Genomic DNA, 13,575 nt, shown 5'->3' with positions numbered 1-13,575 from the left:
CGACCGGGCGCACCGGGTCAGTCCATCCGTTGTTCATCTTCCGGTTCCCGTTCGGTCTACATCGCCGTGACACCGTGTGTCCGCTCGTGGATTGTCACCACTCGAACGGACCTGTTGTCATGACGGACCAGCGCTTCGCGTACGCCCCGGTGCACGACCTGCGCAACGGCCGTTTCGCCGGGGTGGAGGTCGTGCCGCGCCGGCACTGGGACGCGGTGTCCGTGCAGGCCCGCGACCGCGGCTGGGACGCCCGTCGCATCGCCGAGCTCGACGCCGGCACCGCGGTGTCGGCCGTCGCGTCGGCCCGCGCGCACGGCGGCGCCGTGCCGGTCCAGGTCGACGTGGCCGCGGACACCGTCCTGCACGCCCGCGCCCGGCTGCGCGGGATGCTCGGCGGGTCCGGGCCGGTGGCCCCGCTATTGGAGGTGGGCCCGCCGATCGCGGCGGCCGCCCCGGCCGAGCACCTGGTCCCCGCGCTGGCCGAGCTGCGCCGCTGGGGCTTCCGGATCGGTCTCGACGGCGGCGGGCGCGCGTTCGGCCCCGAGGTCGTGGCCGCCGTCCGGCCCGACCTGGTCAAGCTGGAGCCGGACCTCGCCGACGGGGTGCTCGACGCCGGTACGGGTGCCGCCGTGCGCGCGGTGATCGCGGTGGCGCGGGCGGTCGGGGCGCCCGTCGCGGCGACCGGCGTCCGCGACCGCGGCCGCCTGGCCGGCCTGTACGCGACCGGCGTCGCCTTCGCCCAGGGGCCCCTGCTGGGCGGGACGCGGGCGGCGCCCGAGCCCGACCCGGCGACGCCCGCGGAGCTGCTCGCCCTGCTGCGCACCGTCCCGGCCCCCGGCCCCGCCGCGGCGGCGGCACCGGCGGCGTCGGTGGCGGCGCCGGTGGCACCGGCCGCACCCGCCCCGCCCGCGGCGGCCGGGCCTCCGGTGCGGGGCCTGGCCGTCGCCGCGGTCACCCTGCCCGCGGACGCGCTGGGCGACACCGTCCGCGAGGCGCTGGGCGCCCACCCGGACGCGGCCGGGGTCGTGCTGGTGGACCGCGCCCACCGCCCGGTCGGCTACCTGGACCGCAGCCGGTTCCTGCTCGCGCTGGCCGGGAAGTTCGGGCACGCGCTGTGGGCCGACAAGCCCGCCGGGTCGCTGGCCGACCCGCCACGGACCGTCGACGAGCGCACCCCGCTGCACGGGGCGCTGGAGCTGAGCCTGTCCGGCGACACCGCCCGCGGCTACGACGACCTGGTCGTCGTCGCGCCGGACGGCACGTGCCGCGGGGTGGTGACCGTCGCCGAGCTGTGGCGGCAGGCGATCCTGCCGACCGCGCCCGCGCCGGGCCCGCACCCGGTCCCCGGCCCGCCCGCGCCGGCCGGGCCGCCCGCCGTCTCGGGGCCGCACCGCGTCCCCGGGTCCGGGCCCGCGGACGGCGGCCGGGGCGGCGCGCCGGGTGCGTGGCGCACGGCCGGCGCACCGGCGCGCACCGCCTGACCGGGCGCCGCTCCCGGCGACGGCGCGCGGCTGTCGGGGGTCGCTGCTTCACTGGCCCGGTGCTGTTCCACGACGTCGTCACCACCTCGGCCGCGGTCGGGGCGACCCGGGCGCGGAAGGAGAAGACCGCCGCGCTCGCGGCCCTGCTGCGCACCGCGGATCCCGGCGAGGTCGTGCCGGTCGTCGCCTGGCTGTCCGGGGTGCCGCGACAGGGCCGGATCGGGACCGGCTGGCGCACGCTGTCCGCGGTCGACGTCCCCGCCGCCGCGGAGCCGTCGCTGGGCGTGGCCCGGGTCGACGGGCTGCTCGAGGCGCTCGCGGGCACCGCGGGCGCCGGGTCGGTGGCGCGGCGCACGGAGCTGCTGACCGGGCTGTACGGCGCGGCCACCGCCGACGAGCAGCGCTTCCTGCACCGGCTGCTCACCGGCGAGCTGCGCCAGGGCGCGCTGGAGGGGCTGATGGTCGACGCCGTCGCCGCGGCCGCCGACGTCCCGGCCGCCGCGGTGCGCCGCGCGTTCATGCTGTCCGGCCGGCTGCCCGAGACGGCGGCCACGGCGCTGGGCGCGGGCGTGGACGGGCTCGCCGCCGTCGGGCTGGAGGTGGGGCGCCCGGTCCGCCCCATGCTCGCCTCCCCCGGCGACGCGCTGGACGCGGCGCTGGGCGCGCTCGGGCCGGAGGTCACCGTCGAGCACAAGCTCGACGGCGCCCGCATCCAGGTGCACCGCCGGGGCGAGGAGGTGCGGGTGTGGACCCGCACGCTGCGCGAGATCACCGACGGCGTGCCCGAGCTCGCGGCGCTGGTCCGGGCGCTGCCGTGCGAGACGGCGGTGCTCGACGGCGAGACCCTCGCCCTCGACGACGACGGCCGTCCCCGCCCCTTCCAGGACACGATGAGCCGCTTCGGCAGCGAGGAGGGCGACGACGCGGTGCTGCTGTCGCCGTTCTTCTTCGACCTGCTGCACCTCGACGGGCGCGACCTGATCGACGAGCCGACCGCCGCCCGCCTCGACGCGCTGGCCGGGCTGCTCGCCGACGACGCCCACGCGGCGCTGCGGATGCCCGGGGTGCGGCGGCCGTCGCCGGAGCAGGCCGCCGCGGTCCTCGACGACGCGCTGGCGGCCGGGCACGAGGGCGTCGTCGTCAAGGACCTGGCCGCGCCCTACGCGGCCGGGCGCCGCGGGAAGGCGTGGCAGAAGGTGAAGCCGGTGCACACCCTCGACCTGGTCGTGCTCGGTGCCGAGTGGGGCTACGGGCGGCGGACGGGGTCGTTGTCGAACATCCACCTCGGCGCGCGCGACCCCGACGGCGGCGCGCCGGTCATGGTCGGCAAGACGTTCAAGGGGATGACCGACGAGCTGCTCGCCTGGCAGACGGCGACGTTCCCGGGGTACGAGACCTCGCGCGAGCCGGGCGTGGTGCACCTGCGCCCGGAGCTGGTCGTGGAGATCGCGCTGGACGGCGCGCAGCGCAGCACCCGCTACCCCGGCGGCGTCGCGCTGCGGTTCGCGCGGGTGCTGCGCTACCGGCCGGACAAGACCCCGGCCGAGGCCGACTCGCTGGAGGCGGTGCGCGCGCTGCTCTCCGGGTGAGCGCGGGCGGCCGGGACCGGCGCCCGCGGGTCGGCCCGCAGCAGGGTGACCGCGACGACGCGGCCGTCGTCGCCGGTCAGGGTGCGTTCGGCCCCGAGCAGCGTGCTGCCCGTGGCCACGCCGAGCAGCCGGGCCGAGTCCGGGTCGGCGGGTACCGGCCCGGAGCGGGTCCGCGCCCGCACCGGGTGCAGCCCGGCCTCGGCGAGCTGCCGGTCGAACGGCCCCGCGGCGGGCAGCGCCAGCAGCGGTGCCGCGGCCCCGGCGGCCAGGTAGTGGGTCTCCAGCACCGCGCCGCCGCCGGCGGTCGACGAGACGCTCTCGGTGCGCAGGCACGGGCTGCCGACCGGGACGCCGAGCCAGTCGGCGAGCACGTCCGGCGCGGCGACCCCGGTGCGCTCCAGCCACCGCGGCAGCCGCGTCGCGGTCCCCGTGACGGCGGTCCGGCCCGGGTACTCCGGGCGGGCCACGACCCGGTACGCGGCCGGTCCGGGGCGCAGCAGGCCCTCCGCGCGCAACAGCTCCAGCGCCGACCGCACGGCGGCGCGCGGCACGCCGTACCCGACCATCAGCTCGTCCTCGCGGGGCAGCAGCCCACCGGTCCGCGCGCGGGCCGAGACCGCGACGCGCAGCAGGTCCCGGACCCGGCGCGCGTCGCACGCCCGCACCCGCGGGATCGGCGACGGCACCGGCATGTACCCGACGGTAGGCAGGCCGGGTTGCCCCGCGGTGTTCCCCACATGACGGGCGCGTGACGGCGCCGGTGGGCGTAGCATCCCGTCACCGTGCGCTTCCTCGACGACCGCCGGCCCGAGCACGACCTGACCTACGACGACGTCTTCCTCGTCCCGCGCCGCTCCTCGGTCGCGTCCCGCTTCGACGTGGACCTCACCACGCCGGACCGGACGGGCGCGACGGTCCCGGTGGTCGCGGCGAACATGACCGCCGTCGCCGGGCGCCGGATGGCCGAGACGCTGGCCCGCCGCGGCGCGCTGACCGTCCTGCCGCAGGACGTCGCGACCGACGCGGTCGCCGGCATCGTGTCCTGGCTCAAGTCGCGCCACCCCGTGTGGGACACCCCGCTGGTGCTGCGCACCGGGGACGCGGTCGCCGACGCGCTGAACCTGCTGCCCAAGCGCGCGCACGACGCCGTCGTGGTCGTCGACGACGGCGGGCGCCCGGTCGGCACCGTCTCCGAGGCGCACTGCACCGGCGTCGACCGCTTCACCCGGCTCGCCGACGTGCTCGACCCCGACCCGCTGACGTTCCCGCTGGACGCGGCGCCGCGCGAGGTGTTCGAGCAGCTCGACGCCCGCCGCAAGGCCGTCGCGCTGGGCCTGGACGCCGACGGCCGCCTCGCCGGTCTGCTCACCGGGCTCGGCGCGATCCGGGCCGGCATCTACGACCCCGCGCTCGACGACGCGGGCCGGCTGCGCACCGCGGCCGCGATCGGCATCAACGGCGACGTCGCGGTGAAGGCGAAGGCGCTGCTCGACGCGGGTGTCGACGTGCTCGTCGTCGACACCGCGCACGGCCACCAGGAGAAGATGACCGACGCGCTGGGCGCCGTCCGCCGGGTCGTCGACGACGCCGGTGCCGCGGTGCCGGTCGCGGCGGGGAACGTGGTGACCGCCGAGGGCGTCGCCGACCTGGTCGAGGCCGGGGCGGACATCGTGAAGGTCGGCGTCGGGCCGGGTGCGATGTGCACGACCCGGATGATGACCGGCGTCGGGCGCCCGCAGTTCTCCGCGGTCGCCGAGTGTGCCGCCGCCGCCCGCGAGCGCGGCGCGGTGGTCTGGGCCGACGGCGGCGTCCGCCACCCGCGCGACGTCGCGCTGGCGCTGGCCGCGGGCGCCGCCTCGGTGATGATCGGCTCCTGGCTGGCCGGGACCTACGAGTCCCCCGGCGACCTGCTGCGCGACGAGCAGGGCCGCGCGTACAAGGAGTCGTTCGGCATGGCGTCCAAGCGTGCGGTCAGCGCCCGGACCCGCGGGGACAACGCCTTCGACCGGGCCCGCAAGTCGCTGTTCGAGGAGGGCATCTCCGCCTCGCGCCAGCGGCTGGACCCGGACCGCCCGGGCGTCGAGGACGTGCTCGACGAGATCTGCTCCGGGGTCCGCTCGGCCTGCACCTACGCCGGCGCCCGCTCGCTCGACGAGCTGCACGAGCGGTCGGTGCTGGGGGTCCAGACCACCGCCGGGTTCACCGAGGGCACCCCGCACGGGCTCTGAGCAGCGCCCGCTCTTGACCCGGGGGCGTGGTCCGGCGCACGGTCGGAGGATGGCCGCCCCCACGCAGGACACCCCGAGCAGCTCCGGAACCGCCGCCCTGGAGGGCGGCGGCACCGGCGGTCTGCCCACCCCGCCGACGTTCGCCACCTCCGCCGAGGAGCGGCTGCACCGCAAGCAGCAGCTGGCCGGCGCGTTCCGGATCTTCGGCCGGTTCGGCTTCGGCGAGGGCGTCGCCGGGCACATCACCGTGCGCGACCCCGAGGACCCGGAGATGTTCTGGGTCAACCCGTTCGGCATGAGCTTCCGCCACATCCGGGTCTCGGACCTGATCATGGTCGACCACCACGGCACGGTCCGGCACGGGAACCGGCCGGTGAACCAGGCCGGGTTCGTCATCCACTCCGCGGTGCACGCCGCGCACCCGCACGTCGTCGCGGCGGCGCACGCCCACTCCGTCCACGGCAAGGCGTGGTCCTCGCTCGGGCGCCCGCTGGACCCGATCACCCAGGACGCCTGCGCCCTGTACGAGAACCACGGCGTCGTCCACGAGGGGGCGGGCGCGGTGGTGCTCGACCCGGAGGCCGGCCGGGCCCTGGCCCGCGGGCTGACCGGGCGGCGCATGGTGTTCCACCAGAACCACGGCATCTTCACCGTCGGCGAGACGGTCGCCGAGGCCGCCTGGTGGTACATCTCGACCGAGCGCAACTGCCAGGCGCAGCTGCTGGCCGAGGCCGCGGGGACGCCGACGCTGGTCGACCACGCCAACGCGCGGTTCACCGCCGAGCAGACCGGCACGCCCTACGCCGGCTGGTTCTCCTACCAGCCGCTGTGGGACGAGGTCGTCCGCACCGACCCCGACCTGTTCGACTGACCGCGGCCTCGGGGCCGCCGCCTCACGCCCCGGCGGCGTCGCGGAGCACGTGGGTGTCGTGGAAGCCCTCGAAGGCGGTGAACCGCTCACCGTCGGAGTCCCAGACGTGGACGCCGTGCACGGTCGCGCTGCGCCCGGTCGTCGCGTGCGTCACGTCGTAGCGGACGACCGTCACGACGGTGTTCCCCGACGGCAGGAACCGTTCGAGGGTCACGGAGAACAGCGTCCAGTCCGCCGGGATGCGGCTGAAGAGACCGTCGACGACCTCCTGCGTGCCGGTGAACGGCCCGGGGTAGACCGAGCCCGGCGGCTCGGCCCAGTGGATGCCGGGGCTCATGGTGGCGAGGACGGTGGGCAGGTCGCCACGGGCGAAGGCGTCGTACGCCTCGCGGAGCCGGGAGACCAGGGCGGTGTCGGTCGTGGTCGTCATGGCGCACGAGGGTCCGCCGGCCAGGGGCCACCGGCATCGTCACGACTGCTGACCGCAAAGGGGCGGCCCCCGCACGCGGACGTGCGGGGGCCGGTCGGGAGCGGCGAGCCCTAGGAGTTGGGTCCCTCCAGCATCTCGGTGACCAGCGCGGCGATCGGCGACCGCTCGCTGCGGGTCAGCGTGACGTGCGCGAACAGGGGGTGCCCCTTCAGCTTCTCGATGACGGCGTTGACGCCGTCGTGGCGGCCCACGCGCAGGTTGTCGCGCTGCGCGACGTCGTGGGTGAGCACGACCCGCGAGGCCGTCCCGAGCCGGGACAGCACCGTCAGCAGCACGTTGCGCTCCAGCGACTGCGCCTCGTCGACGATCACGAAGGTGTCGTGCAGCGACCGGCCGCGGATGTGGGTCAGCGGCAGGACCTCCAGCAGCCCGCGGGCGATGACCTCGTCGATGACGTCCTGGCTCACCATCGCACCCAGGGTGTCGAAGACGGCCTGCGCCCAGGGCTGCATCTTCTCGACCTCGCTGCCGGGCAGGTAGCCGAGGTCCTGGCCGCCGACGGCGTAGAGCGGGCGGAAGACGACGATCTTGCGGTGCTGGCGGCGTTCGAGCACCGCCTCCAGGCCGGCGCAGAGCGCGAGCGCCGACTTGCCGGTGCCGGCGCGGCCGCCGAGGGAGACGATCCCGACCTCGTTGTCCAGCAGCAGGTCCAGCGCGATCCGCTGCTCGGCGGAGCGCCCGTGCAGCCCGAACGCCTCACGGTCCCCGCGCACCAGCCTGACCCGCTTGTCCGCCGTCACCCGGCCCAGCGCGCTCGACGCCCCGACCAGCCGCAGCCCGGTGTTGCAGGGCAGGTCGCGGGCCGCGTCGTGGTCGATGACGCCGTCGCGGAACAGCGCGTCCACGTCCTCGGAGGTGACCTCGAGGTCGGTCATCCCGGTCCAGCCGGAGAACAGGACGTCCTGGCCGTGGTACTCGTCGGCGTCCAGACCGACCGCGGCGGCCTTGACCCGCAACGGCATGTCCTTGGTGACCAGCGTCACGTCGGACGGGGCGTTCGGGTCCGCCTTGAGGTTCAGTGCGCACGCCAGGATCCGCGAGTCGTTCGAGTCGGTGCGGAAACCGGCCGGCAGGACCGTGGGGTCGGTGTGGTTCAGCTCGACGTGCAGCGTGCCGCCGTGGTCCCCGATCGGGATGGGGGCGTCGAGGCGGCCGTGCTTGAGACGCATCTCGTCGAGCTGGCGCAACGCGGTCCGCGCGAACCAGCCGAGCTCGGGGTGGTGACGCTTGGCCTCCAGCTCGCTGATGACGACCAGCGGCAGGACGACCTGGTGCTCGTCGAAGCGCAGCAGCGACCAGGGGTCGGACAGCAGCACGGACGTGTCGAGCACGTAGCAGCGGGTGGTACCTGCCGGTGCGTCCCCGACGGACCCCTGCGGCAACGCGGAGGCCGGGTCGGTGAGGGCGGGACGACGATCGGTCACGGGTGCTCCCTCGCAGGCGCGACACCACGCCTGCTCTGCGTCGGGCCGGCCGGCCCTGGTGCGGGACGCGACGACGCGGAGGGACCATGGCGGTCCTCCGGCCGGCACGCCCGCAAGGGCCGGGTGCCGGCCCTCTCGGGTGCGTTCGACACCACTCCAGGGCCTCCCGAACGGGCCGCATCGGGTACGACCCGTCGACCCGGACGCTACTAGTGGTCACCCTCGTGCGGTCAATAGCAACTCTCCGTCCGGAGCCCACGTTGACCCCCGATGGAACAGTCGTAACCCGCCGTTCATCGTGTGATCGGTACCGTCCGACGTCACAGGGGGTGGTGCTTACCCGAACGGCCGCCCGCCGTTCGGCGCACGCTCAGCGGCCCGGACGGAGCATCGCGGGTGCCGGGGACGGGCCTTCGGCGGCCCCGGGGACCGGCGTGCCGCCACCGTCGGTGACGAGATCGCCGGGCAGGACGGGCGTGTCGAGCAGCGTCGCGAACGCCGCCGCGGGGCCCTGCGGGGACGCCGCGAGCCACCCCCGCACGAGCGGTCCGCCCTCGGCGTAGGTGACCGGGTAGGTACGCCACTGGGGATGGTCGAGGAAGTCGAGCATCCGGCGCGCCCGCCGCTCGTCCACGAGCAGCCATCGGGTCAGGTGGGTGAGGACCTCGTCGGGACCGGCGCCGTCGACGTGGCGCATCAGCGCGGCGTCCAGGCGCACCCGGCCGAGCAGGTCCAGCTCGCGCTCGATCCGCTCCGCCGCGAGGCCGTCGACCCGCACGCCCGCACCGGCCAGGACCCGCTCGGCGACCACGCCCCAGCCCGGTCCCGGGACCACGTCGGCGGCGGCCTCGGCCGCGCCCTCCGCGACGAGCCCCTGCGGGCTGTGGACCAGGCGCAGGGCCAGCTCCGGGTACCGGGACGACGCCGTCTCGGCCCGGCAGTACTGCAGGTGGTGACCGGGATAGGTCTCGTGGGCGAGCAGCGGCAGCAGCGACCCGGCCCGCACCCGCGACGACGCCGACACCGCCACGTGGCTGCGCAGGCCGCCGCGGTAGCGGGTGAACGCCGTCCAGGGGCGGTCGCCCACGGGCTCGACGTCGACGTGCTCCCCGTCGGGCAGGCCCAGGACCCGGCGGGTACGGCGGCGCAGCTCCGCCACGGTCGCGGTCACCGCCGCAGCGAGCCGGTCGGCGGGGACGACGTCGGCCTCGCGGTACGCGGCCATCCGTGACGCCGTCGTCCCGCGCCCCGGCAGGACGCCGGCGAGCCTGCGGTGCGCCTCGTGCAGCGCGTCGGGATCGCTGCGGCGCGGCGCGACCCCGAACAGTGCGCGCACCTGCTCGACGTAGCCGATCCGCTGCCCGGCCAGCAGGCGGGCGTGGCAGTGCAGCGCGACGAGCAGCGCGTCGAGGTGGCGACGGCGCCCGTCCGGCAGTCCCGCCCCGTCCAGGTCCGCGCGCAGCCGTTCCGCGTCGGCCACCAGCCGCGCCGGGACCGGTGCGGCGCCGGTGGCGGCCCGGCGCGCGAGGTCGGGGTACGGCGGCGGCCCGTCCAGGACGCCCGGCCGCAGCCGGTCCACCCGCGAGGCGAGTTCCGCCGTCGCGCGCAGCAGGTCCATCCCCGGAGCGTAGGCGGCGCCGGGACGGAACGACGGCACCGGCGCCCGGTGACGCGTCCGTTCGGACGTAGTCGGCCACGCTGTGTCACCGGATCGACCCCGGAACGCGGGCGGAAACGGCGCGCGGAACAACCGATCCAGGGAGTATCGGAACCGTCGGTGATGTATTCCCACGATAGGGTCACACGATTTGGACGGCGCGAATCGCGGCGCTATCTTTGTCCGCAGTCGGTGCGGGCTCCCCCATGTCAACGCACCGACATACCTGAGGCCGGCTTCGGACGGACTCGAGACCTAAACGGGAGAAAACTGTGCTGAAGAAGGCTGGAATCGTGGTTGCGGCCTCGGCCGCGTCCCTGCTCGCGGTGTCCCCGCTCGCCTTCGCCGGTGACAAGGGCGACGACCACGGCCACAAGGGTGGGCACCACCACGGCGCCGAGAACGTCATCGACAAGGACGCCAAGGGCCTCATCGCCGGCCTGAACGGCAACAACGTCAACGTGCCGATCCAGGCCTGCAACAACAACGTCCCGGTCAACGTGCTGGGCGTGCAGGTCCCGGTCGAGGACGCCTCGGCCCTCAACGGTGTCACCGGTGCCCTCGGCATCCTGGGCGACGCCAAGGCCAAGTCGGGCGACTCGGTCACCGACCAGTCCGACAACTGCGGCCAGGAGTCCGGCGCCGGCGACGCGATCGGCTGATCTCCTCCAGATTCATCGGAAATGCCCCGGGGCACTCGCCCCGGGGCATTTTCGTGTCCGCACAGCATTCACTCCCCCGGGGTGCCGCCCGGCCCCGCGGTGACTCCCGGCGGGCATTTTCCCGGGCCGCCACCCGTTCGTGCGGCCGATGACGTGTGCACCCGCGGGCGGCCGCATCATGGTGACGGTACGTGACGTATCGGCCGTTCCCGGCCACGGAGCTCGACGCCTCCCGGCACGCGGCCACGACCCCGGCCCCGTGCCGGGCCCCGCCCGGCGACGGCCGCCGCGCGGGCGTCGGCCGCCGTCTCCCGGCCGCCGTCTCCCGGCCGCACGTCTGCCGCCCACCCACCCGGCTCCGGGCGCCGCCCTGCCCGCGAGGCCCCGGTGGCCCGCCGGGGCCCGCGCACCACCACGTCCGATCGGCCGCAGCACCGTTCACCCGACCGCCGCAGTCCGACACGCCCGCACGCCACGCCGATGTCTCGTCGTCGTCGCTCGACGAATCCGCAGGTACACGAATGGTTCGACGCCCGCGCCGAAGAATTACGCAGGGTCAGATTGTCGAGCGGGAAAGCGTCCGTTAGATTGATCCGCAGTCGATGCGGGCTCCCCGGTTCGAGCGTCGACAAGTACTGAGAGTCGCGCACCATGGTCGGGCGCGCTCTCCGACTCAACAGGAGACGGACTGTGCTGAAGAAGGCTGGAATCGTTGTCGCGGCCGGCGCCGCGTCGCTCGTGGCGCTGAGCCCGCTCGCGTTCGCGGGTGAGCACGGCGACACCCACATCAAGGACAGCGGCAACACCAAGTCGCACGAGAACTACTTCAGCGGCAACAAGGCGAAGGCCGGCACCGTCGAGGACTCCGAGGGCGTCGCCCAGGAGAACAGCGCCGGCCTGGTCAACCTGTCGGGCAACAACGTGAACGTGTCCCCGCAGGCCTGCGGCACCGCGTTCAACGGCAACAGCCTGATCCAGGGTGCCCTGGGTGGCCTCATGGACAACGAGGCCTACAACAAGTCGGGCGTCGAGTCCGACAACTCGGTCGACTGCACCAACGCCGCCGACAACGGCGACAAGACCGACATCGACACCACCGGTGGCCACCACCACGGCGGTGGCAAGTAAGACCCCGCGTCACCGACGCACGGAAGGCCCCGGGAGTGCGCTCCCGGGGCCTTTCCCGTTTCCGGGGGCAGATCTGCTCCCTTTTCGACCTATATTAACGAGCGAGTCGGCCGGAGGTTACGGTCGATCGGAAATCAGCCGCCGAATCGTCGGTGCCGTGCGCCGAAGTCGCGCAGCGCGCGCAGGAAATCGACCCGGCGGAACTCGGGCCAGTAGGCCTCGCAGAACCAGAACTCCGAGTGGGCGGACTGCCACAGCAGGAACCCCGACAGCCGCTGCTCCCCGCTGGTCCGGATGACCAGGTCCGGGTCCGGCTGTCCGGACGTGTAGAGGTGCTCCGCGATGTGGTCGACGTCGAGCGACTCCGCGAGCTCCTCGATCGTCCGCCCGGCCTCGGCCTGGGTCAGCAGCATCTTGCGGACGGCGTCGGCGATCTCCTGACGGCCGCCGTAGCCCACGGCGACGTTGAGCTGGATCCCGCCGCGGTCGCTGGTGCGGGCCACCGCCGCCGTCAGCCGCTCGGCCAGACCGCCCGGGAGCAGCTCCATCGCCCCGACCACGCGCAGCCGCCACGGCGTGTCCGGACCCGACAGGTCGTCGACGACCCCCGCGATGATCTCCAGGAGGTCCTTGAGCTCCTCGGGGGAGCGGGTGTCGAGGTTGTCGGTCGACAGCAGGAACACCGTCACGACCTCGACACCGGCCTCGGAACACCAGCCGAGCATCTCGGCGATCTTCGCCCCGCCCGCGCGGTGCCCCTCGGCGGGGTCGTCCAAGCCGGCCTCGCGCGCCCAGCGGCGGTTGCCGTCGAGGATCAGCGCCACGTGCCGGGGCCGCTCGGCCCCGGCGAGCTGACGCAGGATCCGGCGCTCGTACACCGTGTAGAGCAGGTCTCGGAGGGCCACGTGCACGGAGCCTAGTCCCGTGCGCGTCCGGTGTGGCGTTCGTCCGCCGGACGGGACCGCCGTCGACGCGCCGCGTAACGTCGGAGCGTGTCCACGGTCAGCACCGAGCCGCCCGCCCTGCTCAAGCCCCGCATGCGGGGCTGGCTGCACCTGTGGAGTCTCGCGGGATCGGTGTTCGCCTGCGCCGCGCTGATCAGCGTGGCGGGGGCCCTGGTCGGCGCCGCCGCGGCGGCCGCGACGGCCGTCTACACCGTCACCACGTTCGGCCTGTTCGGGATCAGCGCGCTCTACCACCGGCGGACCTGGCGCGACCCCCGCCACCGGCGCCTGATGAAGCGCCTCGACCACTCGATGATCTTCCTGTTCATCGCGGGCACCTACACCCCGGTCTCGGTGCTGGCCCTGCCCGCGGCGACCGCGACGTGGGTGCTGGCCGTCGTCTGGGGCGGGGCGCTGGCGGGGGTCGCGCTCAAGCTCGCCTGGCCGACGGCGCCCGCCTGGGTGGGTGTGCCGATCTACGTCGCGCTCGGCTGGGTCGCGGTGTTCGTCCTGCCCGGGCTGCTCGCCGGGGGCGGGGTGGCGGCGCTGGTGCTGCTGCTGGCCGGCGGGGCGCTCTACACCGTGGGCGCGGTGATGTACGCGCTGCGCCGTCCGGACCCGTGGCCCACGACGTTCGGGTACCACGAGTTCTTCCACGCCGCGACGGTGCTGGCCTGGGCGTGTCACCACGTCGCGATCTGGCTGGTGCTGCTCCGCTGAGCCGGGTGGGCCGCGACGGTCAGGGCCGGTCGCGGCGGGCGTCCTCCGCGGCCGGTCCGGGCGTGGCCTCCGCGGAGCCGTCGAACGACTCCGGCAGCCGTGTGATGCGCTTGCTCATGTTCCGGATGAGGAACACCGTCGCCAGCAGCAGGAGCAGGACGATGGCCAGCCCCGCGGGCGCCGCGTTCCCCCACTCCGGGAGCTGGCCGGGGGGCGGGGGCGTGTCCTGCGCCGGGACGAGCAGACCCGTCGCGAGCCGGTTCACCGCGACCGTCACGTTGTCCACCAGCACCGCCGTGCGCCTCCGTACTCCGCCATCCGGGTCACCGGCCGCGCCCCCGACGGGGCCGGCCGGCCGGTGACCAGGCTACCTGCGCGCTC

13 protein-coding genes are annotated in these 13,575 nt (G+C 75.1%); 7 read left to right on the top strand and 6 right to left on the bottom strand.

Going from position 1 to position 13,575, the window contains the following annotated elements; genetic code table 11:
* The first annotated feature begins 119 nt into the window (after nt 1–119).
* Together WJX68_RS16010 and WJX68_RS16005 are read left to right on the top strand one after the other, a co-directional pair.
* Nucleotides 120–1,481: an EAL domain-containing protein gene (locus WJX68_RS16010; protein WP_340291587.1), complete on the top strand. Its 1,362-nt coding sequence runs from the start codon at nt 120–122 to the stop codon at nt 1,479–1,481.
* 59 nt (nt 1,482–1,540) lie between these two features.
* The gene (locus WJX68_RS16005; protein ID WP_340291585.1) at nt 1,541–3,070 is read left to right on the top strand and encodes an ATP-dependent DNA ligase; all 1,530 of its coding nucleotides are present in this window, start codon (nt 1,541–1,543) and stop codon (nt 3,068–3,070) included.
* Here WJX68_RS16005 and WJX68_RS16000 read toward each other — a convergent pair.
* Nucleotides 3,001–3,762 carry a UTRA domain-containing protein gene (locus WJX68_RS16000; RefSeq protein WP_340291582.1) on the bottom strand — a complete coding sequence of 254 codons (762 nt, stop codon included), beginning with the start codon at nt 3,760–3,762 and terminating at the stop codon, nt 3,001–3,003. The genes WJX68_RS16005 and WJX68_RS16000 overlap by 70 nt on opposite strands.
* A gap of 90 nt (nt 3,763–3,852) precedes the next feature.
* Between WJX68_RS16000 and WJX68_RS15995 the strand changes: the two genes are divergently transcribed.
* Nucleotides 3,853–5,298, top strand: coding sequence for a GuaB1 family IMP dehydrogenase-related protein (locus tag WJX68_RS15995; RefSeq protein ID WP_340291580.1), 1,446 nt, complete (start codon nt 3,853–3,855; stop codon nt 5,296–5,298).
* 49 nt (nt 5,299–5,347) lie between these two features.
* Entirely contained in the window at nt 5,348–6,169 is an 822-nt protein-coding gene (locus WJX68_RS15990; protein WP_340291578.1) for a class II aldolase/adducin family protein, read from the top strand.
* 22 nt (nt 6,170–6,191) lie between these two features.
* On the opposite strand, the gene WJX68_RS15985 is transcribed toward WJX68_RS15990, so the two are convergent.
* The 3 genes from WJX68_RS15985 to WJX68_RS15975 form a co-directional block, all read right to left on the bottom strand.
* Nucleotides 6,192–6,599 (bottom strand): nuclear transport factor 2 family protein, encoded by a 408-nt coding sequence (locus WJX68_RS15985; protein WP_340291577.1) that lies wholly within the window; start codon nt 6,597–6,599, stop codon nt 6,192–6,194.
* A 110-nt stretch (nt 6,600–6,709) separates the two neighbouring features.
* A complete protein-coding gene (locus WJX68_RS15980) occupies nt 6,710–8,041 on the bottom strand; it encodes an RNA 5'-3' helicase PhoH2 (protein ID WP_340291742.1) in 1,332 nt (443 codons plus the stop codon).
* Nucleotides 8,042–8,453: 412 nt separating this feature from the next.
* Complete coding sequence (locus WJX68_RS15975; RefSeq protein ID WP_340291575.1) at nt 8,454–9,701, bottom strand: DUF885 domain-containing protein; 1,248 nt, start codon at nt 9,699–9,701, stop codon at nt 8,454–8,456.
* A gap of 311 nt (nt 9,702–10,012) precedes the next feature.
* On the opposite strand from WJX68_RS15975, the gene WJX68_RS15970 reads away from it, so the two are divergent.
* Nucleotides 10,013–10,402, top strand: coding sequence for a hypothetical protein (locus tag WJX68_RS15970; protein ID WP_340291573.1), 390 nt, complete (start codon nt 10,013–10,015; stop codon nt 10,400–10,402).
* Between the two features lie 690 nt (nt 10,403–11,092).
* Complete coding sequence (locus WJX68_RS15965; RefSeq protein WP_340291571.1) at nt 11,093–11,530, top strand: hypothetical protein; 438 nt, start codon at nt 11,093–11,095, stop codon at nt 11,528–11,530.
* 134 nt (nt 11,531–11,664) lie between these two features.
* Here WJX68_RS15965 and WJX68_RS15960 read toward each other — a convergent pair whose 3' ends face one another.
* Complete coding sequence (locus WJX68_RS15960; RefSeq protein WP_340291569.1) at nt 11,665–12,435, bottom strand: isoprenyl transferase; 771 nt, start codon at nt 12,433–12,435, stop codon at nt 11,665–11,667.
* A gap of 132 nt (nt 12,436–12,567) precedes the next feature.
* Between WJX68_RS15960 and trhA the strand changes: the two genes are divergently transcribed.
* Nucleotides 12,568–13,194 (top strand): PAQR family membrane homeostasis protein TrhA, encoded by a 627-nt coding sequence (gene trhA, locus WJX68_RS15955; RefSeq protein ID WP_340291740.1) that lies wholly within the window; start codon nt 12,568–12,570, stop codon nt 13,192–13,194.
* Nucleotides 13,195–13,213: 19 nt separating this feature from the next.
* Here the strand turns inward: trhA and WJX68_RS15950 are convergent, their stop codons facing one another.
* On the bottom strand, nt 13,214–13,486 hold the full coding sequence (locus tag WJX68_RS15950) for a hypothetical protein (protein WP_340291567.1): 273 nt from the start codon (nt 13,484–13,486) through the stop codon (nt 13,214–13,216).
* Nucleotides 13,487–13,575 lie beyond the last annotated feature (89 nt).

The sequence above is a fragment of the Pseudonocardia spirodelae genome (assembly GCF_037727765.1).
Classification (GTDB): domain Bacteria; phylum Actinomycetota; class Actinomycetes; order Mycobacteriales; family Pseudonocardiaceae; genus Pseudonocardia; species Pseudonocardia spirodelae.
This window is presented reverse-complemented; position numbering and strand designations above follow the sequence as displayed.

Excerpts from the sequence above, each read along its gene's own strand:
- WJX68_RS16010 (WP_340291587.1), top strand. The coding sequence starts at position 120 with ATGACGGACCAGCGCTTCGCGTACGCCCCGGTGCACGACCTGCGCAAC.
- WJX68_RS16000 (WP_340291582.1), bottom strand. The coding sequence starts at position 3,762 with ATGCCGGTGCCGTCGCCGATCCCGCGGGTGCGGGCGTGCGACGCGCGC.
- WJX68_RS15990 (WP_340291578.1), top strand. The coding sequence starts at position 5,348 with ATGGCCGCCCCCACGCAGGACACCCCGAGCAGCTCCGGAACCGCCGCC.
- WJX68_RS15985 (WP_340291577.1), bottom strand. The coding sequence starts at position 6,599 with ATGACGACCACGACCGACACCGCCCTGGTCTCCCGGCTCCGCGAGGCG.
- WJX68_RS15975 (WP_340291575.1), bottom strand. The coding sequence starts at position 9,701 with ATGGACCTGCTGCGCGCGACGGCGGAACTCGCCTCGCGGGTGGACCGG.
- trhA (WP_340291740.1), top strand. The coding sequence starts at position 12,568 with ATGCGGGGCTGGCTGCACCTGTGGAGTCTCGCGGGATCGGTGTTCGCC.